Source organism: Arthrobacter zhaoguopingii, from assembly GCF_009828595.1.
GTDB classification, from domain to species: domain Bacteria; phylum Actinomycetota; class Actinomycetes; order Actinomycetales; family Micrococcaceae; genus Arthrobacter_D; species Arthrobacter_D zhaoguopingii.
This window is the reverse complement of record NZ_WPNY01000003.1, coordinates 1-24,192: the sequence shown is the minus strand read 5'-3', so window position 1 is coordinate 24,192 and position 24,192 is coordinate 1. Positions and strand designations below refer to the sequence as shown.

The 24,192-nt window shown below is 67.7% G+C and carries 18 protein-coding genes; 12 read left to right on the top strand and 6 right to left on the bottom strand.

Features of this window, described 5'->3' with window-relative positions; all coding sequences use genetic code 11:
- Positions 1-2: 2 nt before the first annotated feature.
- Entirely contained in the window at positions 3-323 is a 321-nt protein-coding gene (locus tag GVV86_RS04720) for a DUF2516 family protein (RefSeq protein WP_246018999.1), read from the top strand.
- A 23-nt stretch (positions 324-346) separates the two neighbouring features.
- Here the strand turns inward: GVV86_RS04720 and GVV86_RS04715 are convergent, their stop codons facing one another.
- A complete protein-coding gene (locus GVV86_RS04715) occupies positions 347-1,168 on the bottom strand; it encodes an O-methyltransferase (RefSeq protein ID WP_159617086.1) in 822 nt (273 codons plus the stop codon).
- Positions 1,169-1,236: 68 nt separating this feature from the next.
- Here GVV86_RS04715 and GVV86_RS04710 point away from each other — a divergent pair, with 68 nt between their 5' ends.
- Positions 1,237-1,986, top strand: a complete 750-nt coding sequence (locus tag GVV86_RS04710; RefSeq protein WP_159617084.1) for a phosphoglyceromutase — start codon at positions 1,237-1,239, stop codon at positions 1,984-1,986.
- Between the two features lie 71 nt (positions 1,987-2,057).
- On the opposite strand, the gene phoU is transcribed toward GVV86_RS04710, so the two are convergent.
- On the bottom strand, positions 2,058-2,717 hold the full coding sequence (phoU, locus tag GVV86_RS04705) for a phosphate signaling complex protein PhoU (protein ID WP_159801706.1): 660 nt from the start codon (positions 2,715-2,717) through the stop codon (positions 2,058-2,060).
- 172 nt (positions 2,718-2,889) lie between these two features.
- Here phoU and GVV86_RS04700 point away from each other — a divergent pair, with 172 nt between their 5' ends.
- Together GVV86_RS04700 and GVV86_RS04695 are read left to right on the top strand one after the other, a co-directional pair.
- Positions 2,890-4,128, top strand: a complete 1,239-nt coding sequence (locus GVV86_RS04700) for a sensor histidine kinase (RefSeq protein ID WP_246199658.1) — start codon at positions 2,890-2,892, stop codon at positions 4,126-4,128.
- Positions 4,125-4,805, top strand: coding sequence for a response regulator transcription factor (locus GVV86_RS04695; RefSeq protein ID WP_159617078.1), 681 nt, complete (start codon positions 4,125-4,127; stop codon positions 4,803-4,805). Before GVV86_RS04700 ends, GVV86_RS04695 begins: the two co-directional genes overlap by 4 nt.
- A 95-nt stretch (positions 4,806-4,900) precedes the next feature.
- On the opposite strand, the gene GVV86_RS04690 is transcribed toward GVV86_RS04695, so the two are convergent.
- Complete coding sequence (locus GVV86_RS04690) at positions 4,901-5,431, bottom strand: hypothetical protein (protein ID WP_159617076.1); 531 nt, start codon at positions 5,429-5,431, stop codon at positions 4,901-4,903.
- A gap of 252 nt (positions 5,432-5,683) precedes the next feature.
- Between GVV86_RS04690 and GVV86_RS04685 the strand changes: the two genes are divergently transcribed.
- From GVV86_RS04685 to glgX, 5 genes are all read left to right on the top strand, one after another.
- On the top strand, positions 5,684-6,166 hold the full coding sequence (locus tag GVV86_RS04685; RefSeq protein WP_028280415.1) for a CarD family transcriptional regulator: 483 nt from the start codon (positions 5,684-5,686) through the stop codon (positions 6,164-6,166).
- Between the two features lie 78 nt (positions 6,167-6,244).
- Complete coding sequence (ispD, locus tag GVV86_RS04680) at positions 6,245-7,582, top strand: 2-C-methyl-D-erythritol 4-phosphate cytidylyltransferase (protein ID WP_425513917.1); 1,338 nt, start codon at positions 6,245-6,247, stop codon at positions 7,580-7,582.
- Entirely contained in the window at positions 7,579-9,021 is a 1,443-nt protein-coding gene (cysS, locus tag GVV86_RS04675) for a cysteine--tRNA ligase (RefSeq protein ID WP_159617072.1), read from the top strand. Before ispD ends, cysS begins: the two co-directional genes overlap by 4 nt.
- A gap of 86 nt (positions 9,022-9,107) precedes the next feature.
- Positions 9,108-10,088: a 23S rRNA (guanosine(2251)-2'-O)-methyltransferase RlmB gene (gene rlmB, locus GVV86_RS04670; RefSeq protein ID WP_159617070.1), complete on the top strand. Its 981-nt coding sequence runs from the start codon at positions 9,108-9,110 to the stop codon at positions 10,086-10,088.
- Between the two features lie 22 nt (positions 10,089-10,110).
- The gene (gene glgX, locus GVV86_RS04665) at positions 10,111-12,237 is read left to right on the top strand and encodes a glycogen debranching protein GlgX (RefSeq protein WP_159801702.1); all 2,127 of its coding nucleotides are present in this window, start codon (positions 10,111-10,113) and stop codon (positions 12,235-12,237) included.
- A gap of 130 nt (positions 12,238-12,367) precedes the next feature.
- Here the strand turns inward: glgX and GVV86_RS04660 are convergent, their stop codons facing one another.
- Entirely contained in the window at positions 12,368-13,228 is an 861-nt protein-coding gene (locus GVV86_RS04660; RefSeq protein ID WP_159801700.1) for an SGNH/GDSL hydrolase family protein, read from the bottom strand.
- 167 nt (positions 13,229-13,395) lie between these two features.
- Positions 13,396-16,008 carry an alpha-glucan family phosphorylase gene (glgP, locus tag GVV86_RS04655; RefSeq protein ID WP_159801698.1) on the bottom strand — a complete coding sequence of 871 codons (2,613 nt, stop codon included), beginning with the start codon at positions 16,006-16,008 and terminating at the stop codon, positions 13,396-13,398.
- A 134-nt stretch (positions 16,009-16,142) separates the two neighbouring features.
- Here glgP and GVV86_RS04650 point away from each other — a divergent pair, with 134 nt between their 5' ends.
- The 3 genes from GVV86_RS04650 to glgB are packed head-to-tail and all read left to right on the top strand — an operon-like array spanning position 16,143 to position 23,763.
- Positions 16,143-18,182 (top strand): alpha-1,4-glucan--maltose-1-phosphate maltosyltransferase, encoded by a 2,040-nt coding sequence (locus tag GVV86_RS04650; RefSeq protein WP_159801696.1) that lies wholly within the window; start codon positions 16,143-16,145, stop codon positions 18,180-18,182.
- A complete protein-coding gene (gene treS / locus GVV86_RS04645) occupies positions 18,182-19,948 on the top strand; it encodes a maltose alpha-D-glucosyltransferase (protein ID WP_159801694.1) in 1,767 nt (588 codons plus the stop codon). The genes GVV86_RS04650 and treS overlap by 1 nt, the downstream gene beginning before the upstream one ends.
- Positions 19,948-23,763 (top strand): 1,4-alpha-glucan branching protein GlgB, encoded by a 3,816-nt coding sequence (glgB, locus tag GVV86_RS04640; protein WP_159801692.1) that lies wholly within the window; start codon positions 19,948-19,950, stop codon positions 23,761-23,763. The genes treS and glgB overlap by 1 nt, the downstream gene beginning before the upstream one ends.
- 69 nt (positions 23,764-23,832) lie before the next feature.
- Here the strand turns inward: glgB and GVV86_RS18540 are convergent.
- The coding region (locus GVV86_RS18540; protein ID WP_210252875.1) for a hypothetical protein at positions 23,833-24,192 on the bottom strand (360 nt) is incomplete at its 5' end.

The window sequence follows — 24,192 nt, the reverse complement described above, 5'->3', positions numbered from 1 at the left end:
CCGTGGGTATCATCCTGACTTTCGAGTTCTACCTGTACCTCGTTCTTGGCTATGTTGCGCTGGGTCTCGAGCTGTGGGCCTTTGCCGACTGCGTGCGGCGCCCGGCGGCGTCCTTTGAGGCGACCCTCAAGCGCACCAAGGGCTTCTGGATGGCCATCACCGGCGGCGCCGTGGTCGTCGGCATCTTCAGCGCACTCAGCCCGGGATTCGGCCTGTTCAAGCTGGTCGCCGTCGTCGCCGCGTGCGTCTACCTCGCCGACGTGAAGCCGGCGGTCAGCGAGATCCGCGGCCGCGGCAACCAGGGTCCGTACGGCCCCTGGTAAGGCCCCGGGAGCTATCCCGACCTCTACGCTGCCAGCCCGGCTGTGCCGGCCGGCTCGACGGCGCTCCACGCCACGGTGACCTCGCCGAGGCGCCAGCGCGACGGCGAGTCGAGCAGGGGCCAGCCTGCCTCCGCCAGCGCCGCGCACATCGCCGTCCACCGCTGGCGCGCCCCGAAGGCGGCCAGCGGAGCCGCATCAAGCCAGGCCCGGTCCATCGCCAGCAGGAAGCGGTGAATGTTTTCGCCGGGAACGTTGCGGTGGATCAGGGCCTTCGGAAGGCGCTCGGCGACGTCCGAGGGCAGGGAGAAGGCGCCGAAGCGCATCGAGATGCTCAGTGACACTGGACCGTGCCGGTCGATGGCGGCCCAGGTTGACCGCCTGCCGATCTCATCGCACGTTCCGTCGATGAACAGCCCGTCCTCGGAGAGCCGGGACCGCACCGTGTCCCAGTGCGCCAGATAGTCCTCCTCGTCGTACTGGCGGAGCACATTGAACGCGCGCACCAGCACCGGGCGGCGTCCGGCCACCGGAACTTCGAAGCCGCCCTGGCGGAAGCTGAGGCCCGCCCGCTCCAGCGGCCGCGCTGCCTCGACCCGGGCCGGGTCAATCTCGATGCCGATCAGTTCGCTGTCGGGGCGCACCCGGCGCAGCCGGCCGAACAGTTCGACGGCGGTCACCGGTGCGGCGCCATAGCCGAGGTCGACGACGAGGGGGTCCTCCGCGCGGCGCAGGCGCCATGCCTGCGGCCCGGCCAGCCACCGGTCGACCCGGCGGAGCCGGTTGGGATTCGTGGTTCCGCGTGTGATGGCGCCTACGGGCTTCCCGGCGCGGAGGTGAAAGTGCACCGTCCAAGGGTACTTGCACCACAGGTGCACGGATGCCCGCCGGCGCCGGATACGGCAGACTAGGACCCATGACTTCTCACAAACTGATTCTGCTGCGCCACGGACAGAGCGAGTGGAACGAAAAGAACCTGTTCACCGGCTGGGTCGACGTGGCACTGACGGAAAAGGGCCGTAAGGAGGCGATCCGCGGCGGTGAACTCCTTGTCGAGGAGGGCCTCCTCCCGGACATCGTCTACACCTCGCGGCAGAAGCGCGCGATTATTACGGCCAACCTCGCCCTCGAGGCCGCCGACCGCACCTGGATCGACGTCAAGCGCAACTGGCGCCTCAACGAGCGCCACTACGGTGCCCTCCAGGGCAAGGACAAGGCCCAGACCCTCGCCGAGTTCGGTGAGGAGCAGTTCATGCTGTGGCGCCGCTCCTACGACACCCCGCCGCCGCCGCTCGAGGACTCCAGCGAGTACTCCCAGAGCAACGATCCGCGGTACGCGGACCTCGGCGAGGACCTGCCCCGCACCGAGTGCCTCAAGGATGTCCTCGACCGGTTCCTGCCCTACTGGGAGTCGGACATCAGCAAGGACCTGCTGTCCGGCAAGACGGTGCTCGTCGCCGCGCACGGCAACTCGCTGCGCGCCCTCGTGAAGCACCTGGACGGGATCAGCGACAAGGATATCGCCGCCCTGAACATCCCCACGGGCATTCCGCTGGTGTACGAACTGGACGAGAACCTCACCCCGATCAAGGCCGGTGGCACCTACCTCGACGCCGAGGCCGCCGCTGCCTCAATCCGGGCCGTGGCCAACCAGGGCAAGCACTAGGCACTTGAGCTTAAAGGCGACGGCGGCTTCCTTCCGGAAGCCGCCGTCGTCGTCTGTCCAGTCCACGCTGCTCAGTTGAGCGGGGCGCTGGGGTGCCACTCGCCGGTGACGAGGTAGGTGACCTTGCGGGCCACCGATACCCCGTGGTCGGCGAAGCGTTCGAAGTACCGGCTGGCGAGGGTGACGTCGACGGTGGTCGGCGCCGACTCGTTCCAGTCGGCGGCGGCAACAGCCTTGAACACCCCTGCGTGAAGCTCGTTCACCCGGGCGTTGGCGGCGTTGATCTCGTTGGTGAGGTCGAGGTTCCGCGTCTCCAGCAGTTCGGTGACCTTGCCGGCGATCTGGATGTCCAGGACGGCAAGCTCATCGAAGGTCGGTCGGATCTTCTCGGGGATGACGTGGGCCGGGTAGCGCAGGCGTGCCAGCTGGGCCACGTGCCGGGCCAGATCACCCATCCGCTCAAGGGAGGCGCTCATGCGCAGGGCCCCGACGATCATCCGCAGGTCGCTGGCGACCGGCCCCTGCAGCGCAAGGATGTCGATCGCCCGCTCGTCGAGGGAGTTCTGCAGGAAGTCGATGCGGGCATCGGCCGCGATCACTTCCTGGGCAAGCTCGGTATCGGCACCCTGGAAAGCGCTGTTGGCTTTTTGGATGGCCTCCGACACCAGCTGCGAGATCTCAATCAGTTCCTCGCCAATCTGGTGGAGTTCGGCCTGAAAAACCTTACGCACGTGGGCGTCCTTTCCGTAGGAAGTTTCTACTCACCTGCGGGAACAGGTCCGCGGGCCAGCTTTTCAGCCCCTCATGAACGTTCCCGCAGCTTTAGGTGAACGTTAGTTGAACCACCCGCCTATTGCCACCGGATGCGGGCCCGGCCGGGATTCCAGCGCATAAGCTATGACCGTGGACCCAGTACTGCTCAGCCTGGTCACCGGGCTCGTCGGCTTGGCCCTTGGCGTGTTCGGGATGCTGGCCTACCGGGCCAGCGAGGCCAAGCACAGCCAGCTCCTCTTCGATGACGAACCGACCCTTCCCGAGGGTGCGGCGGAGGTGCTCTCCATCATTGGACGCGCCTACGTGATCGTCGACGCCATCGACGGCGTCGTCCGCGCCAGCCCCGCGGCCTACGCCTTCGGGTTGGTCCGGGGACACACGGTGGTGCACGACGAGCTGCTGAACCTGACGGCGCGTGTCCGCCGCGACGGCGTGATCGAGCAGCAGCAGCTCGAACTGCCGCGCGGCCCGCTCGGCAAGGGCACCATCATCCTGCAGGTGCGCGTCGCCTCCCTCGGCGCCGAGTACATCCTGATCCTGGCCGATGACCGGACCGAGATCACGCGCACCGAGGAGATCCGCAACGACTTCGTCGCCAACGTCTCGCACGAGCTGAAGACCCCGGTGGGCGCCATCTCTCTGCTGGCCGAGGCCCTCGACGACGCGGCCGAGGACGAGGTGGCGGTCCGCCGGTTCGCCCAGCGGATGCATAAGGAATCGGGGCGGCTCTCCGCCCTGGTCCAGGACATCATCGAGCTCTCCCGGCTGCAGGGCGCCGACATCGTGCGCAAGGGCAAGCCGGTGAACCTCAACACCGTCATCCAGGAGGCCGTCGACCGGAACCGGCTCCCGGCAGAGAGTAACTCCATTGAGATCGTCGTCCGCGGCACCGTCGACGAGCCGGTCTTCGGCGATCCCGACCAGCTGATGACGGCGTTCCGTAACCTGATCGACAACGCCATCCGCTACTCGCCGGAGGGGACCCGGGTCGGCATCGGCCTGCGCTCCCGGGACGGATTGGCCGAAGTCTCGGTCACCGACCAGGGCACCGGGATCACGGCCGAGGAACAGGAACGCATCTTCGAACGCTTCTACCGCATCGACGCGGCGCGCTCGCGGTCGACCGGAGGCACGGGTCTGGGGCTGAGCATCGTCAAGCATGTGGTCTCCAACCACGGCGGCGAGGTGACCGTCTGGTCGATGGCCGGGCAGGGCAGCACTTTCACCGTCCGGCTTCCCGAGATGGAATCGGCCGACGACGGGCAGGGCGCCGAAGCCCAGCCGGCCGCCCAGCCGACACCGCAGCCGGATTCAAAGCCAGAGAAAAAGGGCGGAACCAACGCCCAGGAGCAGGGAGTGAGCGCTTGACCCGGATTTTGATTGTCGAAGATGAGGAGTCCTTCAGCGACCCGCTGTCGTACCTGCTGGGGAAGGAGGGCTTCGAGGTCGCCGTCGTCGACAACGGGCTCGACGCGGTCACCGAATTCGACCGGGCGGGGGCGGACCTCGTCCTGCTCGACCTCCAGCTGCCGGGGCTTTCCGGGACCGAGGTATGCCGTCAGCTGCGGCAGCGCTCAAGCGTCCCCGTGATCATGCTGACCGCGAAGGACTCGGAGATCGACAAGGTGGTGGGGCTCGAGCTCGGCGCCGACGACTACGTCACCAAGCCCTACTCGTCCCGGGAGCTCGTCGCCCGGGTCCGGGCGGTCCTGCGCCGGCAGGGGGAGCCCGAGGAGCTCGTCTCCGGCACTGTCTCGGCCGGTCCGGTCCGCATGGACGTCGAACGGCACGTCGTGAGCGTCGAGGGCACCCAGGTGGCGTTGCCGCTCAAGGAGTTCGAGCTGCTGGAGATGCTCCTGCGCAACTCCGGCCGGGTACTCACCCGCGGCCAGCTGATCGACCGGGTATGGGGCGCCGACTATGTCGGCGACACGAAGACCCTCGACGTGCACATCAAGCGGCTGCGGGGAAAGATCGAGCCCGACTCCTCCGCGCCGCGCCACCTGATCACCGTGCGCGGCCTCGGGTACAAGTTCGAGCCCTGAGCGGGTCGGACACCTGACCCTAGGGGTCCTGTCCCGGGGTTAAAGCGCTGAGCCGGGGCCCGAATCGGGCCCCGGCTCAGCCTGGCGGAGGGGAGCTACTCGCCCCCGTGGGCCTCTTCGGTCGCGGCCGGCTCGCTTGGCTCCGGAGTGTATCCGCCCGGGACGAACTCGCGGTATTCCGCCAGGGTTCCATCGAGCACCGGTACGCCATAGGTCGCGGTCTCGGATTCGACGGTGAAGTCGAGGTCGACGAGGGAGCCCGGGATCTCACTGATGCCCTCGAGGGTGCCGTCGTCGTCGACCTCATCTTCGAACACGTACTTGTCGCCGCCGTCAATGGTGATTTCGGAGGTCTCGTTCTCACCCTCGATGGTGAGCTGCACCGGATCGTCGCTCGTGTTGAATGCGGTGCCGAGGAGGGTCCCCGGCTCGCCCTCGTCGGTGGAGATGATCAGGATGTTCCGCAGCTCCACCGGGCCGAGGTTCTCGACAATGCCGTCGGACGCCGCGTACTGACGGGTGGTTGACTGCTCGTTGATCACGCTGCAGCCGGTGATCCCCAGCATGGCCAGCACGACGCCGGCGACGGCGGCCTGCTGCACTCGGCGGTTCGGTGCAATTCTCACAGCTCAAACTCCTGGGGTCTTCCGGCACGGCGCCGGGGGTGGGTGGTGAAACTAGAAACACACTATCGCCAAAGCGCCCGTTTGGCGGAGTCCGTTTCGCCGCGCGTGACAGGGCCCGATCATCGATTCGCCGCCGCGTCAAGAGGCGAATCATAGCGAAACCGGTCCGTTGGAGGCCGCTGACCTGCGAAAACGCGCCGTCGGCGTGTCGCCGCCGTGATAAACTGACTTGCGGGAAAGGGGAAAGTCCACATGGTTTTTGAGGTTGGCGAAACAGTTGTTTACCCTCACCACGGCGCAGCGAAGATCGAAGAGATCAAGATGCGCGTCATCAAGGGCGAAGAGAAGATGTATCTCAAGCTCAAGGTGGCACAGGGTGATCTAACGATCGAAGTACCAGCAGAAAACGTCGACCTTGTCGGGGTTCGTGATGTGGTGGGCAAGGAAGGCCTGGAGCACGTCTTTGACGTACTGCGTGCCGAGTTCACCGAGGAGCCGACCAACTGGTCGCGCCGATACAAGGCGAACCTTGAGAAGCTTGCATCCGGCGACGTCATCAAGGTGGCCGAGGTCGTCCGCGACCTCTGGCGCCGTGATCACGACCGCGGGCTGTCGGCCGGGGAGAAGAGGATGCTCGCCAAGGCGCGGCAGATCCTGATCTCCGAACTCGCGCTGGCGGAGAAGACCGACGAAGAGAAGGCCGCAAGCGTTCTCGACGAGGTCCTCGCCTCCTAGGCGGCAGGTCCATAAAGCACAAGAAGGGCTCCCTGAGGGGGGTCCTTCTTTTGCGTTCGGCTGCCGTAGGGTGATTTGGTGTCCTCCCGCCCCACGCCTTCCCCGAAAGCGCCTTTTCCTCCCAGCACGCCTCCAGCCGGAACGGCGGGCGTGGTGATCGTCGCCGCCGGTTCCGGGCAGCGGCTGGGACACGGAATCCCCAAGGCCCGCGTCCTCTGCGGAGGCCTCACACTCCTTGAGCGGTCCCTGCGCTCGGTGCTCGACTCCGGTGTCGCCGCGGAAATCGCCGTCGTCATCCCCGCCGGTGATGCCGTCCTGCGGTCGGTGGCGGAAGGCCTCCCCGGTGCGGTCCCGGTGCGGGTCGTCGACGGCGGAGCCAGCCGGGCCGGCTCGGTGCGGGCGGGCATCGCCGCGCTTTCCACCGACGCTCCGGTCATCCTCGTCCACGACGCCGCACGCGCCCTGACCCCGCCCGAGGTCTTCAGACGCGTGGTTTCCCGCCTCAGGGCGGGCGCGGACGCGGTGGTCCCGGTGGTCCCGGTGGCCGACACCGTCAAGGCCGTGCGCGGCGGCCGGGTTGAAGGCACTCCCGACCGGAACGGCCTGCGCGCCGTCCAGACTCCCCAGGGCTTCACCGCGCGCCTGCTGCGGGAGGCGCACGCGGGCACCGGCGCCGGGGATCCGCTGATCACCGACGACGCGATGCTCATCGAGGCCACGGGCACCCCCGTCGTCACCGTCGAGGGCGACCCGGCCGCCTTCAAGGTGACCACCCCGCTGGACCTGATGCTCGCCGAAACGCTCGTTCAAACTGCGGCCGGCACGCCCCCTGCACCCACCGCCGACCCCGAAGAGGCCCCTATGACCGAAAGCGCACTGCCCCCGGCGGCGCCCCTGCCCCGGACCGGTATCGGCACCGACATCCACGCCTATGCCCCGGAGGATGCGCCGGCCCCCCTGTGGCTCGCGGGCCTTTCCTGGGAGGGTGAGCGCGGGCTGGCGGGCCACTCCGACGGCGACGTCGTCGCCCACGCCGCCGCCGATGCGCTCTTCTCCGCCGCGGGCCTTGGCGACCTCGGCACCCACTTCGGCACCGACCGCCCTGAACTTGCCGGGGCCTCCGGGGTGGCAATCCTTTCAGAGGCGGCCGCGATCGTCCGGGGGGCGGGCTTCCGCGTCGGCAATATCGCCGTGCAGCTGATCGGCAACCGTCCCCGGTTCGCCGCCCGCCGCAGCGAGGCCGAAGCGGTCCTCTCGGCGGCGGCCGGCGCACCCGTGAGCGTCTCGGCGACGACCACCGACGGTCTCGGTCTGACCGGGCGTGGCGAGGGCATCGCCGCGCTGGCCACCGCCGTCGTCGTTCATACGGGTAACAGCCCGGTGGGCGGCGGCGGTTCGGCTAATCTGGTGCAGTGAGCCTGAGACTGTATGACACCGCCACCGCCGAGGTACGGGACTTCGTCCCCCTGACCCCGGGAGCCGTCAGCCTCTACTACTGCGGTGCCACCGTCCAGGGCATGCCGCACGTGGGCCACGTCCGCTCGGCCATCGTGTTCGACCAGCTGACCCGCTGGCTCGAGGCCCGCGGGTTCCGGGTGACTTCGGTCCGGAACGTCACAGACATCGACGACAAGATCCTCGAAAAGTCGAAGGCCTCCTTCAACGACGGGGAACCGGCGCCGGGCGGGATCCGGAACGAGGAGTGGTGGGCGCTGGCCTACCGCTATGAGCTCGAGTTCAACCGGGCCTACGACACCCTCGGGGTACGCCGGCCCACCTACGAACCGCGGGCCACCGGTCACATCCCGGAGATGCAGGCCCTGATCCAGGAACTCATCGACACCGGCTACGCCTATCCCGCCCCCGACGGATCGGGGGATGTGTACTTCGACGTCCGCTCCTGGCCCGAGTACGGCGCCCTCACCCACCAGAACATCGACGACATGCAGGCCGCCACCGACGCCGACCCGCGCGGCAAGCGCGACCCGCGGGACTTCGCCCTGTGGAAGGGCCACAAGGACACCGACCCTGCCTCATCGTCATGGCCCAGCCCCTGGGGTGCCGGACGGCCCGGCTGGCACACCGAGTGCTGCGCAATGACGCACAAATACCTCGGGGAGCAGTTCGACATCCACGGCGGAGGGCTCGACCTGCGCTTCCCGCACCACGAGAACGAGCTGGCTCAGGCGCGCGCCGCCAAGCGCGGGTACGCGCAGTTCTGGATGCACAACGGCCTTGTCACCTTCGAGGGCGAGAAAATGTCCAAGTCGATCGGCAACACGGTCAGCCCCGAGGAAATGATCGCCCGCGCCAAGCCGCGCGTGGTGCGGTACTACCTCGGGCAGGCCCACTACCGGTCGGTGCTCGATTACCGCCCGTCCTCGCTCGAGGAAGCGGCGGCAGCGGTCGACCGGATCGATGGATTCCTGGGCAAGGCCCTCACCCGTTTCGGGCCGGCCGCCGGTGCACCGGCGGACCTGCCGGAGGCCTTCGGAGACGCGATGGATGACGACCTGAACATCCCGCAGGCCCTCGCCGTCCTTCACGAAACCGTGAGGGCCGGCAACACGGCCCTGGCGGCAGGCGACGCCGAGGGGGCGCGCACCGCGCAGGCAGGGGTCGCCGCGATGGTCCGCGTCCTCGGGCTCGATGATGCCACCGACACCGGGACGGCCGACACCGAACAGACCGCCGCACTCGACGCCCTGATCCGGTCCTCTCTGCGCGAGCGTGAGGCGGCCCGCGCCGCCAAGGACTGGGCCCGTGCCGACGCCATCCGGGACGCGCTGGCCGGCGCCGGCATCGCCGTCGAGGACTCCGCCGACGGCGCCGAGTGGAGCATCGCCGGCCGCTGAACGCACCTGTTTCCGTCCGTGAATGCCTCCGGGTGTGGTCCGCGTAAACTGGTGGAGACTTTTCCTCTATTTAAAGGTGTTTCCCCATGGCCAGTCACGGACGTCCAGGCGCGGTGCGCAAGTTGAAAAAGGGCCCCACCATCGGCACGGGGGGCCACGGCCGCAAGGCGCTCGAAGGCAAGGGCCCCACCCCGAAGGCGGAGGACCGCCCGTACCACAAGGCGTACAAGACCAAGGAACTGGCCGAGCGCTCCGCCGCCAAGCGCGGCGGCGGCAAGAACCCCGGTTCGGGCCGGAAGGGCAAGGCCACCGAGGAAATCGTGACCGGCCGCAATTCAGTGGTTGAGGCGCTCCGCGCCGGCATCCCCGCCAAGGCGCTCCACGTGGCCATCCGCGTCGAGATGGACGACCGGGTCCGGGAGGCGCTCAAGCTCGCCACCGAACGCGGCGTCCCGGTGATGGAAACCGGCAAGCCCGAACTCGACCGGATGACCGAAGGTGCGGTGCACCAGGGGCTGATGCTGCAGATCCCGCCCTACGACTACGCCGATGCGCTCGACCTGGTCGACGAGACGGTGGACAAGTTCAAGCGCGGCCACATTGCGAACGCGCCCCTGTTCATCGCCCTTGACGGAATCACCGACCCGCGCAACCTCGGCGCCATCATCCGGTCGGCCTCCGCCTTCAGCGCCCACGGCGTGATCGTGCCGGAGCGGCGCTCCGTCGGCGTGACCGCCTCCGCGTGGAAGACCAGTGCGGGAGCTGCCGTCCGCGTGCCCGTGGCCCGGGTGGGCAACCTCAACTCGGCCCTGAAGTCGTTCAAGGACAAGGGCATCTTTGTGCTCGGGCTCGACGGCGACGGCGACATCTCGCTGCCGGAGCTGACCCTCGGAAAAGACCCGGTGTGCCTGGTGGTGGGGTCGGAGGGCAAGGGGCTGTCCCGGCTGGTGCGCGAGAACTGCGACCAGATCGTCTCGATCCCGATCGATTCAGCCATGGAATCGCTCAACGCCTCAATGGCGGTGGGAATCAGCCTTTACGAAATCTCCCGCCAGCGTTCCGCTTGATCGCGCCGAGCCGGATCCCGTCATGAGCATGTCGCAGCAGGCCCCCGTCGCCTCCAGTGAATTCCCGCAGGGGATGCACCGGCTCAAGGGCCGTTTCTCGGATGGTCTCCACGTCAACGCCGCGGTGTGGGCGCCGTCGATCCCTTCGATTGACGTGCACTTTCAGCGGGAGGACGGCCGGTGGGCCTTCGAAACGCTGCCCGGACTCGACGGCGGCGTCCACCACGGGGTGGTCGGCCCGATCCCTCCGGGCGCCCGCTACGGGTTCTGGCCGACCGGCGAGCCGTTGCCCCCGAGTCCGGGCCCGGGCCCGGGACAGCTGCTGCTCGACCCGTACGCGCGCGCCATCGAGGTGGAAGAGGCCGGCGGGACCGGGGAGGACCCGGTGTACTTCTCGGTCTTCGTTGAGGAATCCTTCGACTGGGGCGGCTCCTCCCGGCCGCGTAGGCCGTGGCGTGACACCGTTATCTACGAAGCGCACGTCAAGGGACTGACGAAGCTGCACCCCGGGATTCCCGAGGAGCTGCGCGGCACCTATGCGGGCCTGGCCCACCCCGTGATGATCGAGTACCTGCTCGAACTGGGCGTAACCGCCGTCGAGCTGCTCCCGGTCCACTTTTCGATCGACGAACCCCACCTCGGGCCGCTCGGCCTCTCAAACTATTGGGGCTACAACACCCTCGGCTTCTTCGCCCCGCACTCGGCGTACGCGACCGCGGCGGCACGGGCCGCGGGCCCGGCGGCGGTCCTCGCGGAGGTCAAGTCGATGGTGAAGGCGCTGCATGAGGCCGGCCTCGAAGTGATCCTCGACGTCGTCTACAACCACACCGCCGAGGGCGGCAAGGACCTCCCGACCCTCTGCTGGCGGGGTCTGGGCGACACCGACTACTACCGGCACGACGGTGCGGGCCGGTACCTCGACACCACCGGAGTGGGCAACACGCTCGACTTCTCGCAGCCGAAGGTGATCGAGTTCGCGCTCGACTCCCTGCGGTACTGGGTCGAGGAGTTCCAGATCGACGGCTTCAGGTTCGACCTCGCGGTGACCTTGGGACGGGACGAGACAAACACCTACACTCCGCGGCATCCCTTCCTGGTCGCCGTCGGCGCATCGAGCGCGCTGCGGGGAACGAAGCTCATCGCCGAACCCTGGGATGTCGGCATGGGCGGCTGGCAGACCGGAAACTTCCCACAGGGCTGGGGTGACTGGAACGACCGTTTCCGGGACACGGCCCGCGACTTCTGGCTGCGGGACCAGGCCTCGCTGCGGGCCGTAGGGCACGCCGGCTCACCGGCTCGCCTCGCCGACTCCCTGGCCGGGTCGCAGAACCTGTTCCGCCACTCGGGCCGGACCCCGCTTGCCTCGATCAACTTCGTCACCGCCCATGACGGGTTCACCCTTGCGGACCTCACCGCCTACGACCGGAAGCACAACGAGGCCAACGGGGAGGAAAACCGCGACGGCTCCAGCGACAACCGCAGCTACAACCACGGTGCAGAGGGCCGCACCGAGAACGACGCGATCATCGCCGCACGGGAGCAGACGGCCCGGAACCTGATGGCCACGCTGCTGATGTCGGTCGGAGTTCCCATGATCACTGCCGGCGATGAGCTCGGACGGACCCAGCGGGGCAACAACAACGCCTACTGCCAGGACAACGAGCTCGCGTGGATCTCCTGGCAGCAGGACGCCGCGGCGGAACGGATGCTCACCGCCACGCGTGCGCTGCTTCGGATCCGTCGGCGGTTCCTCGCCGGGCAGTCGCCGGCCTTTCCCGGCCGGGTCGCCGATTCGGCGCTGCTGTGGTTCAACGCCTCGGGCCTCCCCATGACTCCGGCCGACTGGGATGACCCGTCCACCCGGGTGGTCCAGTTGATGCTTGCCGATCCGGACGGGCAGGCCGGGGCCCTCATCGCGGTCAATGGCTCGCTCACGGACCGCAAGATCCACCTTCCGGCCGCCTGGATCCTGCAGGGACAGGGCCTGGCGGAGGCGAGGGCCACCACCATGGAACTGGCTTTCGATTCGGCCGATCCGGCGCTGCGTCGGTCCGGGGCCCGTATCTCCCTGGGGGAGTCTGACTCCCTGGCGGCCAATTCGGTCGCCGTCTATCTGTGTCAGAGGTACGTGGGCCGTTCGGCCTCCTGAACGGGCTCGTCAGCCGGGCCTGACCACTGACCCAGCCTCGCCAGTGAACGGGACGCCGGTTTAGGGTGCCTTATGCCCACCGACCTGTCACGGTCACCGGGCAATATCTGCCCAGTGACTCCCTGCGCAGCTACTTCCGCAGTTGTGCGAGATTCACCTCGCTGCGCACGGCCTTGAGGTAGCCCTTGGAGTACCCGGTGGCCGTCGGATGCAGGTCATCGGGAGCGGTGAACCCGGTGAAGGTGATCCATGGATCCTGCGATCCGACGCCGTGCCCGGCGAATTCGTCGACGACGTCCACATAGGTGAATCCCGCGGTGGCGGCCCGGGAAGCGATGACCGCGTTCAACGTGTCGGTGGCGTCATTGAAAAGCTGCTGGGCCGCGGCCGGGAACGGGGCCGGGCCGGAGGACTCCGGTGAGAAAAGGTGGGGATAACCGGTCACCACCACCACGGCATTGGGGGCTGCGGCCCGCAGCTGGGCATACACGGCGTCGAGCTTCGGAGCCACGGTCGTCTGCGCGGCGGCGGAGCTCAGCTGGAGCGCGCGGGCACAGGCTTCAAGGGGCTGGACGGCGCACGTGCCGGCCACGGTCGAGAAACCGGCGTCGTTGCCACCCACTGAGAGAGTCACGAGTTTTGTTCGGGCGCCGAGTTTGCCCGCGGCCACAAGCCCGGCAATCTGTTCGGGAACATCGACGGCCCCGCCGGGCACCACGGTGGCGGCCGCACCAGCGCAGGTACCGTTGGCCGTCAATTCCACCTTTTTCTTCGAATCCAGCACCCCGGGAAGGCCCAGCGGCGACTGGCCGCAAGCAGTGTAGGATCCCGCGCCGAAGCCCGAGGCGTATGAATCGCCGAGTGCGACGTAGTCGACGGGGGCCTTGGGGGCCGCCGCCGCCGGAACGGCGGCAGGAGCAGCGGCGAGTGCCACCGTCAGGGCGGCGATGAGGGAACAGCGGGTCCTGAGCTGGGTGCGGGGAGTAGTCATGCCCCAAAGTTACTCCGCGTACCGCTCAGGCGGTCCGATCTGCCACAGGTCGCGGTTCATTCCGCCGTCTGGCTGGAACCGACGGGAGGAAGGCATTCTCCGCGGAGCCGGTCCGGGGGCCGGCGGATCGGTGGGCAGCACCGCCAGGCGGCGCTGCCCACCGGAGGTCAGGCGTTGACGACCAGCCCGAGTTCGGCGCTGGAGGCCAGGGTCGCGTGCCGCGGCAGCACCCGGACCGTGTAGCCGAACGAACCCGAGTGTTCGATCCGGGTGTCCCCGGTGAAGAGGTACCGCCCGCTGCCCAGGTTCTCGGCGACCCGCAGTTCGGCCAGAGTCACATCGCTGAGCTCGTCGTCACCGGCGGCCCGGCCGTACGCAACCTCCACCGCAACATCGGAGGGATCGAGGTTGCCGAGGGCGACGTAGGCGTTGACCGTGAGCGCGTCGCCGATCTGCGGATCCTCGCTCACGCCGAGGGAATCGACGTGCTCCACCTGGACGGCGGGCCAGCCGCCCTGAATGCGGGTGCGCCACGCGGCCGTGCGCCGTGCCAGCGCGTACCGATCTTCGGAGGCATCCCGGCCGGCCCGCCAGGCCGGCTGGTACAGGTGGCCAACGTAGTCCTGGAGCATACGCTCGGCCGAGACGGCCGGGCCGAGGGTTGCCATGGTGTGCTTGATCATGGCGATCCACTGGTGCGGGATGCCGTCGTGCGACGGCTCCGATGGGCCGGCCGAACCGGCTGCGGCAGCGGTCACCGAACCGTAGAAACGTGGAGCGACCTGGTTCTCGAGCAGGTCATAGAGCGCCGCCGCCTCGATGTCGTCGCGTTCGTCGGCGGAGGCTCCGTTGTTGGCCGTTGGAATTGACCATCCGTTGTCGCCGTCGTACATCTCATCCCACCAACCATCGAGCACCGAAAGGTTGAGTCCGCCGTTGATCGCCGCCTTCATGCCGGAGGTGCCGCAGGCCTCCAGTGGGCGCAGCGGGTTGTTCAGCCAGACATCGCAGCCGGGAAACAGGACGCGCGCCATGGCGATGTCGTAGTTGGGCAGGAACACGATCCGGTGGCGGACCGCCGGATCGTCGGTGAATCGCACCATGTCCTGGATCATTCGCTTGCCCTGCTCGTCCGCCGGGTGGGACTTGCCCGCGACCACGAGCTGGATGGGGTGCTCGGGGTGGAGCAGCAGCGCCTTGAGCCGGGCGGGGTCGCGCAGCATGAGGGTCAGGCGCTTGTAGGTAGGGACGCGGCGGGCGAACCCGATCGTCAGCACATCAGGGTCGAGCACCGTATCGGTCCATGCCAATTCGGCGTCGGCGGCCCCGCGCTTCTTCCAAGAGGAGCGCAGGCGGCCGCGGACGTCGTCGACGAGGTTGGAGCGCATGCTCCGCCGCAGCGCCCAGATCTTCTCGTCGGCGACGTCGTACACGCGGGCCCACCGCTGGTCGAGGACCGACTCGGCCCCGAAGTTCTCGCGGGCGAAGTCGGCGATCAGCGGGTCGACCCAGGAGGGGACGTGCACGCCGTTCGTCACCGAGGCGATGGGCACCTCGCGGGTGTCGAACCCCGGCCAGAGACCGGAGAACATGCCGCGGGACACCTCGCCGTGCAGCTTGGAGACGCCGTTGGCCCGCTGCGCCAGCCGCAGGCCCATGACCGCCATGTTGAACTTGGCCGGGTCGCCGCCCTCGTAGTTTTCGGCGCCCAGGGCCAGCACCTTGTCGGTCGGCACGGACGGGGCCAGGCCCGCGTTGAAGAAGTGCTCGATCTGCGCCCGCTCGAAGCGGTCGATGCCGGCCGGCACCGGGGTGTGGGTGGTGAACACCGTCGAGGCGCGGCCCGCGGTGAGGGCCTCCTCCCAGCTCATGGGCGATTCGCTGGCCGGATCCATCAGTTCGCGGATCCGCTCGATGCCGAGGAAACCGGCGTGGCCCTCATTCGTGTGGAACACCTCGGGCGCCGGAGCGCCGGTGAGGCGCTGGAAGATGCGCAGTGCCTTGACCCCGCCCATGCCCAGCAGGAGTTCCTGCTGGAGGCGCTGGTCCCCGCCGCCGCCGTACAGCCGGTCGGTGACGGTGCGCGCCGCCTCGTCATTGGCGGGCAGGTTGGAGTCGAGCAGCAGCAGCGGAACGCGGCCGACGTCGGCGCGCCAGATGTGCGCGATCAGCTGCCGCCCGTTGGGCAGCGGGAGGACCACGCGGGCCGGCGTGCCGTCCTCCTCGCGGAGCAGAGTGAGGGGAAGCCCGTCCGGATCAAGCACGGGATAGGTCTCCTGCTGCCAGGCATCGCGGGAGAGCGACTGCATAAAGTAGCCGGCCTGGTACAGCAGTCCGACGCCGACCAGGGGCACCCCGAGGTCGGAGGCCGCCTTGAGATGGTCGCCGGCAAGGATCCCGAGGCCGCCCGAATACTGGGGCAGCACGGCGCTGATGCCGTACTCGGGGGAGAAGTAGGCGATGGAGCGGGGAGCGTCCTCGCCGAGGGACTGGTACCAGCGCGGCTCGGTCAGGTAGCTGTCGAGGTCGGCGCCGAGCTGCTGGATGCGGGCGACGAGCTCCTCATTGGCGGCGAGCTGCTGCAGGCGCTCGCGCGTCACCGAGCCGAGGAAGGTCACGGGATCGCGGTTGCTCGTTTCCCAGGCCGCAGGGTCTATGTCCTCGAACAGGCGCGTTGTTGGCAGATGCCAGGACCAGCGCAGATTGCCCGCCAGCTTGCCCAGCGGGGCAATGCTTTCGGGGAGGACGGTTCGGACTGTAAATCTACGGATTGCCTTCACTTTGGTTACGCTAGCGCACTTGCGTTCAGCTGGGGGAGCCACGGGCGTAACCGCTTACGTAATCGCCGAACATCTCGTTGTATTACGCCAAGCCCCCTTAGCATTTCGCTTCAATACTCGCTAACGTGCTGTGGGTGACCCTATCTAGCGAACTACCACGTCAAGGCACGTATGCGGAAGGCCTGCGGTTCGGCCGCATTCCCATCACGGGCGTCAGCCCGGTCGTCGAGGGCGGCCAATTCCCTGCCAAGGCGGTGCCCGGGGCGGACATCGTCGTCGGCGCGACCGTGTTCCGTGAAGGCCACGATCAACTGGGTGTTTCAGCGGTGCTGTACGGCCCGGAGGGCAAGGAAGCGCAGCGGATCCGGCTGCAGCCGGTGGGCGCAGGCCTGGACCGGTGGCAGGGGTTGCTCCGCCCCACCACCGTCGGACTCAACACCTTCACCATCGAGGGCTGGTCCGACCTCTACGGGACCTGGGTCCACGATGCGACGGTGAAGATCGCCGCGAACGTTGACGTCGAACTGATGCTCGCCGAAGGGGCCGCCCTGTTCACCCGGGCCGCCGCTGACCGCTCACCCCGCGACGCCGAGCTGTTCCGCCGCACCGCCGCAACCCTCCAGGACACGGCGTTCAGCGTCGAGGAACGCCTCTCGGCAGGCAGCACGCCCGACATCCTCGATGCGATCGAGCGCGAGCCGATCCGCTCCATGGTGACCCCGTCGAAGGCCTACCCCATTCTGGTGGAGCGCGACCGGGCCGGACGCGGCGCCTGGTACGAGTTCTTCCCCCGCTCCGAGGGCGCCGAGTATGACGCCGCCGACGCGCGGTGGATCTCCGGCAACTTCCGCACGGCCGCCAAGCGGCTCGACGCAGTTGCGGCCATGGGCTTCGACGTCGTCTACCTGCCCCCGATCCATCCCATCGGTGAAACGCACCGCAAGGGCCCGAACAACACCCTCACCGCGGCCCCGGGGGATCCCGGCTCGCCGTGGGCCATCGGCTCGGCCGCCGGCGGCCACGACGCCATCCACCCGGACCTCGGCACCTTCGAGGATTTCGACGCCTTCGTGGCGCGGGCCGCGGAGCTCAACCTTGAGGTCGCCCTCGACTTCGCGCTTCAGGCCTCCCCCGACCACCCCTGGGTCACCGAGCACCCCGAGTGGTTCACGACGCGTGTTGACGGGTCGATTGCCTACGCGGAGAACCCGCCGAAGAAATACCAGGACATCTACCCGATCAACTTCGACAACGATCCGGTGGGCCTGCCGCAGGAGATCCTGCGGATCGTGCTGCTGTGGGTGGAGCACGGCGTGAAGATCTTCCGCGTCGACAACCCGCACACCAAGCCGGTTCAGTTTTGGGAGTGGCTCATCGGCAAGGTCAATGCTCAGCACCCCGACGTCGTCTTCCTCGCCGAGGCCTTCACCCGCCCCGCGATGATGCACGCCCTGGGGCGCGCCGGATTCCAGCAGTCCTACACCTACTTCACGTGGCGGAACACCAAGACGGAGATCGAGGAGTACTTCACCGAGGTCAGCAAGGTCTCGGCACCGTACTTCCGGCCGAACTTCTTCGTGAACACCCCGGACATCCTCACCGCGTTCCTGCAGTTCGGCGGACCGGCCGCCTTCAAGATCCGCGCCGTGCTTGCCTCAATGGCGAGCCCGCTGTGGGGCGTGTATTCCGGCTACGAGCTGTTCGAGCATGTCGCCCGCCCGGGCGCCGAGGAGTACATCGACAACGAGAAGTTCGAATACCGTCCGCGGGACTACGCGGCGGCCGAGGCCGCGGGGCGTTCGCTGGCCCCGTATCTGACGCGCCTCAACGCCATCCGGCGCGCGCACCCCGCGCTCGGTGATCTCGAGAACCTCACGGTGCATTCGAGCACCGACTCTGCGACCGTCGTGTTCTCCAAGCACAAGGAGACCGCGGAGGGCAAGGACACGCTCATCATCGTGGTGAACGTCGATCCTCACAGTGCCCGGGAGAGCACCGTGTCCCTCAATCTCGACGCCCTGTCGATCGATCCGGGCGACCGCAACGAGGACGGCACGTTCCGCGTCGACGACCTCCTCACCGGTTCGAGCTGGAACTGGGGCGAACATAATTACGTCAGGCTGGACGCCCATGTGGAACCGGCACACATTCTCTATGTCAGGAGGAAGCACTAGTGCCCAACCCCTTCCAACTCAATGCACCCGGACTTGCGCACGACCCCCACTGGTACCGCAAGGCCGTCTTCTACGAAGTACTGGTGCGGGGATTCGCGGACGCCAACGGCGACGGGTCGGGTGACTTCTCCGGGCTGATCGACAAGCTCGACTACCTGCAGTGGCTCGGCGTGGACTGCCTCTGGCTGCCCCCGTTCTTCAAGTCACCGCTGCGCGACGGTGGCTACGACATCGCCGACTACTACGACGTACTCGATGAGTTCGGCACCATCAGCGACTTCAAGCGGCTGGTGGCCGAGGCGCACGCCCGTGGCGTACGCGTCATCATCGACCTGCCCCTGAACCACACCTCGGACCAGCACCACTGGTTCCAGGAGTCGCGCCGGGACCCCGAGGGCCCCTACGGCGACTTCTACGTCTGGAGCGACACCGACGAGAAGTACCAGGACGCGCGCATCATTTTCGTCGACACCGAGGAGTCCAACTGGACCTTCGACCCGGTCCGCCGACAGTTCTTCTGGCACCGGTTCTTCAGCCACCAGCCGGACCTCAACTTCGAAAACCCGAAGGTGATCGAGGCGATCTTCAACGTGGTGCGGTTCTGGCTCGATCAGGGCATCGACGGGTTCCGTGCCGACGCCATCCCCTACCTCTTCGAGGAGGAGGGCACCAACTGCGAGAACCTGCCCAAGACGCACGAGTTCCTCAAGGACCTGCGCGCCATGGTTGACGAGAACTACCCCGGACGCGTGATCATCGCCGAGGCGAACCAGATGCCGGAGGAGGTCGTCGAATACTTCGGCGACGAGACCGGGCCGGAGTGCCACATGGCGTTCCACTTCCCGATCATGCCCCGGCTCTTCTACGCGCTGCGGGACCAGAAGGCCGCCCCCATCATCGAGACGATGAAGGAGACCCCGTCGATCCCCGGCGGAGCCCAGTGGGGGACCTTCCTGCGCAATCATGACGAGCTCACCCTTGAGATGGTCACCAACGAAGAGCGCGAGGCGATGCTCGGCTGGTACGCGCCGGATTCCCGGATGCGCGCCAACGTCGGCATCCGGCGCCGGCTGTCGCCGCTGCTCGACAACTCCCGGTCCGAGGTGGAGCTGATCCACGCCCTGCTGCTGTCCCTGCCGGGCAGCCCGTTCCTCTACTACGGGGACGAGATCGGCATGGGGGACAATATCTGGCTCGAGGACCGGGACGCCTCCCGGACCCCGATGCAGTGGAACCCCGACCGCAACGCCGGGTTCTCCACCGCCGACCCGGGCAAGCTGTACCTGCCCGTGGTGCAGTCCCTGGTGTACCACTACAACCACGTCAACGTTGAGGCGCAGCTTGCCACCTCCAGCTCCCTGCTTCACTGGATGCGCCAGATGCTGGCCGTCCGCCGGGCCAACCCGGCCTTCGGGCTGGGGGACTACCGCAATGTGCCCACCGAGGCGGATTCCGTCCTCGCGTTCGTCCGTGAGGTCCACGAGGGCAACTCCGAGGCCGAGCGTCCGGAAGTGGTGCTCTGCATCTTTAACCTCTCCCAGCACCCCGTTGCAGCAAACCTTCATCTGCCCGAATTCGCCGGCAGGGGCCTGCGGGACCTGTTCGGCGGAATGCCCTTCCCGGCCTTCGCCAAGGACGGCAACATCACCCTGACCCTTGGAAGCCATGCCTTCTACTGGCTCCGGCTGCGATCGGCAAGCTCGAACAGCGCATCGCCCCACACTGCGGCGCTGCCAGTCATACCTATCCCGGAGGCTATTAAGTAATGGGAACCCACACGCCTTTCCTTCCAGAAATCCTCACCGAGTGGCTCCCGGCACAGCGCTGGTTCCCGGCCCGCGGCAAGGACATTTCACTCACCGTTGTCGGCGGGACCGTCCTGGACGATCCGACCGGCCAGGCCGCCCTCGAGGTCAACTTCCTCGCCGTCGGCTCCGGCCGGCGCACCGACGTCGTCCACGTCCCGCTCAGCTACCGGGCGGAGCCCCTTCCGGAGGCGGCCTCCGGGCTCGTCGGGCAGATTGACCATCCGGAACTCGGCAGGCGCTGGGTCTACGACGCCACCCACGACCCGGCGTTCGTTAACGCCTGGGTCGAGCTGATGCGCGTTTCGGGCGCCAGCGCCGACGGACGCGTGAAGGGCCTGGCCCTCGAGAACCTGCCGGCACCCACCCCGAAGCAGCCGATCAAGGTGCTGAAGGGCGAACAGTCGAACACCTCGGTCGTCGTCGGCTCCGGACCGTCATCGATGATCGTGAAGTTCTTCCGCGTGATCGCGGCGGGGAAGAGCCCCGACGTCGAGGTGTGCGCGGGGCTGACGGCTGGAGGTTCAACCGATGTACCGGCCACCTTCGGCTGGGTCACCGGCGAATGGCAGCTGCCGCACGCGGAGCCCGGAAATCACGTCACCGGCCACCTGAGCGTGCTGCGCGACTTTATCGAGGACAGCACCGACGCCTGGCGCGTCGCCGCCCTGGCCGCCTCGGCGGGAACCGACTTCAGCGCAGAGGCCCACGAACTCGGCGCCCTCGTGGCGCGGATCCACCGGCAGCTTGAGGGAGCCTTCGGCAGCAGCCAGGCCTCCGCCGCCGAGCAGGAGGCCTTCAAGGATGCACTCACCCGGCGCATCGAATGGGCCTGGGCCGAGGCAGGCACGGCCGTCGGGCCGCTTGAAGATGACATCGAGGCCGTCCTCGCCCAGGTGCGCGGACTTGAGGCGCTGCCCGCCCTGCAGCGGATCCATGCAGACCTCCACCTCGGGCAGATCCTGCGGGCCCCGGACGGCTCCTGGCTCATGCTCGACTTCGAAGGCGAACCGCTTCGTCCCACCGCCGAGCGGAGCGTCCCGGATGTGCCGCTGCGCGACGTCGTGGGCATGGTCCGCTCCCTCGAATACGCCGCCGCGTCCCGCGGCGCATCACCCGAAGGCTCTCCGGAGGCACTTGCCGGTGAGCAGTGGGCCGCCGCGGCCACCTCGGCATTCCTTGCCGGATATGCCTCCGAGACGGGCCGCGAGGTCGATCCCGCTTCGCCCCTGTTCCGGGCACTTTGGCTCGACAAGGCCCTCTACGAGGTGGTCTACGAACTGCGGAACCGGCCCGAGTGGGTTGAAATGCCGGCGCGCGACGTCCGCCACGCCCTGACCGGGCAGCCCCTGGCCGTGCCCGTAGGCGTCATGGCGGCCGCGGTGCCCAGCGGTACTCCCGCTTCCTCAGGTGCCGCGGCCGAGCCCCCTACCGCACCGCCCGCTCCCACCGGAGCCGAATCGGGTGCCGGCTCCACCTCCGGCACCCGACCAGCTCGCGGTGGTGCGCCGGCGTCGTCGTCGCTGGCCGGAGGTTCCGCATCCGGCGCGCCGAAGGGCACCTCGGCGTCCTCCGGTCCGCCGTCGGACCCCACTCCCATCCCGGTGCCGCAGGATGTGCTGCAGCAGGTCTCGGACGGCATGCACCACCAGCCGCATGCGGTGCTCGGTGCGCACCTCGACGATTCCGGGACCGTCACCATCCGCACCCTGCGCCGGCTGGCGCGTTCCGTCGTCGTCGTGACCGGCAGTGGGCGGGCAGAGCTGACGCACGAGCACAATGGAGTCTGGGTCGGGACAGTCGCGGCGGAAACTCCGGGCCACGTTCCGGATTACCGGTTGGAGGTCGCCTACGACGGCGAGCCCCAGCTGGTGGATGACCCCTACCGGTTCCTCCCAACCCTCGGCGAGATCGATATGCACCTCATTGCCGAGGGCAGGCACGAAACCCTGTGGACCGCCCTGGGCGCCCACGTCCGGCATTACTCCTCGGTGCTCGGGGCGATCGACGGCGTCTCCTTCGCCGTCTGGGCGCCCAGCGCTCGAGCCGTGCGGGTCAAGGCCGACTTCAACGGCTGGGACGGCAGCATCAACGCCATGCGCGCGCTCGGCAGCTCGGGAGTGTGGGAAATCTTCATCCCCGGCGCTCAGGCCGGTGCCGTCTACAAGTACGAGATCCTCGGCAGCGACGGGCAATGGCGGGAGAAGGCCGACCCCATGGCACGCGGCACCGAGGTGCCTCCGCTGACCGGTTCGCGCGTCGTTGAGTCACGCTATGCTTTCGAAGATGACGCCTGGATGACCGAACGCGCCTCAAAGGACCCGCACAACGGGCCAATGAGCGTCTATGAGGTGCACCTCGCCTCCTGGCGCGTCGGCCTGAGCTACCGCGACCTCGCGGAGCAGCTCGTCGAGTACGTCACCTGGCAGGGATTCACGCACGTCGAGTTGATGCCCGTCGCGGAGCACCCGTTCGGCGGATCCTGGGGCTACCAGGTCACGTCGTACTTCGCGCCGACGTCCCGGTTCGGGCACCCCGACGATTTCAAGTACCTCGTCGACAAGCTCCATCAGGCCGGCATTGGCGTCATCATGGACTGGGTTCCGGCGCACTTCCCGAAGGATGAGTGGGCTCTGGCCAAGTTCGACGGCGGGACCCTCTACGAGCACGGCGACCCGCTGCTGGGCGAGCACATGGACTGGGGAACGCTGATCTTCGACTTCGGGCGCCGGGAGGTGCGGAACTTCCTCGTCGCCAATGCCCTGTACTGGCTTGAGGAGTTCCACATCGACGGGCTGCGGGTCGACGCGGTCGCCTCCATGCTCTACCTCGACTACTCGCGGGAGGAAGGCCAGTGGCGGCCCAACCGGCTGGGCGGACGGGAGAACCTTGAGGCCATCTCCTTCCTCCAGGAAGTGACCGCCACCGCGTACAAGCGGGCACCGGGGATCGTCATGATCGCTGAGGAATCCACGGCGTTCCCGGGCGTCACCCGGCCAACGAGCGCAGGCGGTCTGGGCTTCGGGCTGAAGTGGAACATGGGCTGGATGCACGACACCCTCCAGTACATGGCCGAAGACCCGGTCAACCGGTCTTACCACCACGGTAAGGCGACGTTCTCAATGGTGTACGCATACACCGAGAACTTCCTCCTCCCCATCAGCCATGACGAGGTAGTGCACGGCAAGGGCTCCCTCCTGCGGAAGATGCCCGGGGACCGCTGGCAGCAGCTGGCCAATGTGCGGGCCTACCTTGCCTTCCAGTGGGCCCACCCGGGCAAGCAGCTGATTTTCATGGGCTCGGAGTTTGCCCAGGAGTCCGAATGGGCGGAACAGCACGGCCTCGACTGGTGGTTGTGCGATACCCCGCCGCACCGCGGTGTGCAGGAACTCGTGCGCTCGCTCAACACGGTGTACCGGGAGACCCCGGCGCTGTATGCGCGGGACAACGAGCCGGCCGGCTTCCAGTGGATCGATGAGAACGACGGCGGACGCAACACCCTCTCCTTCATCCGGTGGGACCACCAGGGCAACCCGCTCGTCTGCATCGCCAACTTCGCCGGCGGCCCGCACGAGGGTTTCCGCGTCGGCCTGCCCTGGGCGGGGGAGTGGACCGAGGTCATCAACACCGACGCAGAGCAGTTCGGCGGGTCAGGGGTCGGAAACGGCACCATCACCGCCATCGAAGGTGGGCACAACGGCCAGCCGGCCCATGCGGATCTGCGCGTTCCCCCCTTGGGTGTCCTGTACCTGGCGCCCCGGACCGCTAAGGCGTAACCCGCTTATCCGGCCTCCGCCGGGCCTCACCGAGGTCCGGCGGAGGTTTACATTCAGCGCTCAAGGGTGCTAGTGTTTATATCCGCGCTGATCGAAGTTCTCGGTCGGATGGCGACCACAAGAACGGTTGGGAACGGGATCTTTCGATCCCAGAATCCAGCCGGTTGGGGGTCCAGCTGGAAACAGCCGGAACGGTGGAAACCAGCCGATTTGCGGGGATGGTTGGGTGCGGGTAGGCTTGTGAAGTTGCTCCGGAGCGAGGATGGCCTGGTTTTGTCGGGTTGTGTGGTGCCGGTAGTGCCTGTTGTTTGAGAACTCAATAGTGTGCCAAGTTTGTTGATACCGATTGTTTTTTGATTGGTTGAATTGGCTGGTCTGCCGCACCCCGTGTGGTGGGCTGGTTTTTTTGGCTGGTTTCGAATTTTGTGC

Excerpts from the sequence above, each read along its gene's own strand:
- GVV86_RS04710 (WP_159617084.1), top strand. The coding sequence starts at position 1,237 with ATGACTTCTCACAAACTGATTCTGCTGCGCCACGGACAGAGCGAGTGG.
- GVV86_RS04685 (WP_028280415.1), top strand. The coding sequence starts at position 5,684 with ATGGTTTTTGAGGTTGGCGAAACAGTTGTTTACCCTCACCACGGCGCA.
- rlmB (WP_159617070.1), top strand. The coding sequence starts at position 9,108 with ATGGCCAGTCACGGACGTCCAGGCGCGGTGCGCAAGTTGAAAAAGGGC.
- glgX (WP_159801702.1), top strand. The coding sequence starts at position 10,111 with ATGAGCATGTCGCAGCAGGCCCCCGTCGCCTCCAGTGAATTCCCGCAG.
- GVV86_RS04660 (WP_159801700.1), bottom strand. The coding sequence starts at position 13,228 with ATGACTACTCCCCGCACCCAGCTCAGGACCCGCTGTTCCCTCATCGCC.
- glgB (WP_159801692.1), top strand. The coding sequence starts at position 19,948 with ATGGGAACCCACACGCCTTTCCTTCCAGAAATCCTCACCGAGTGGCTC.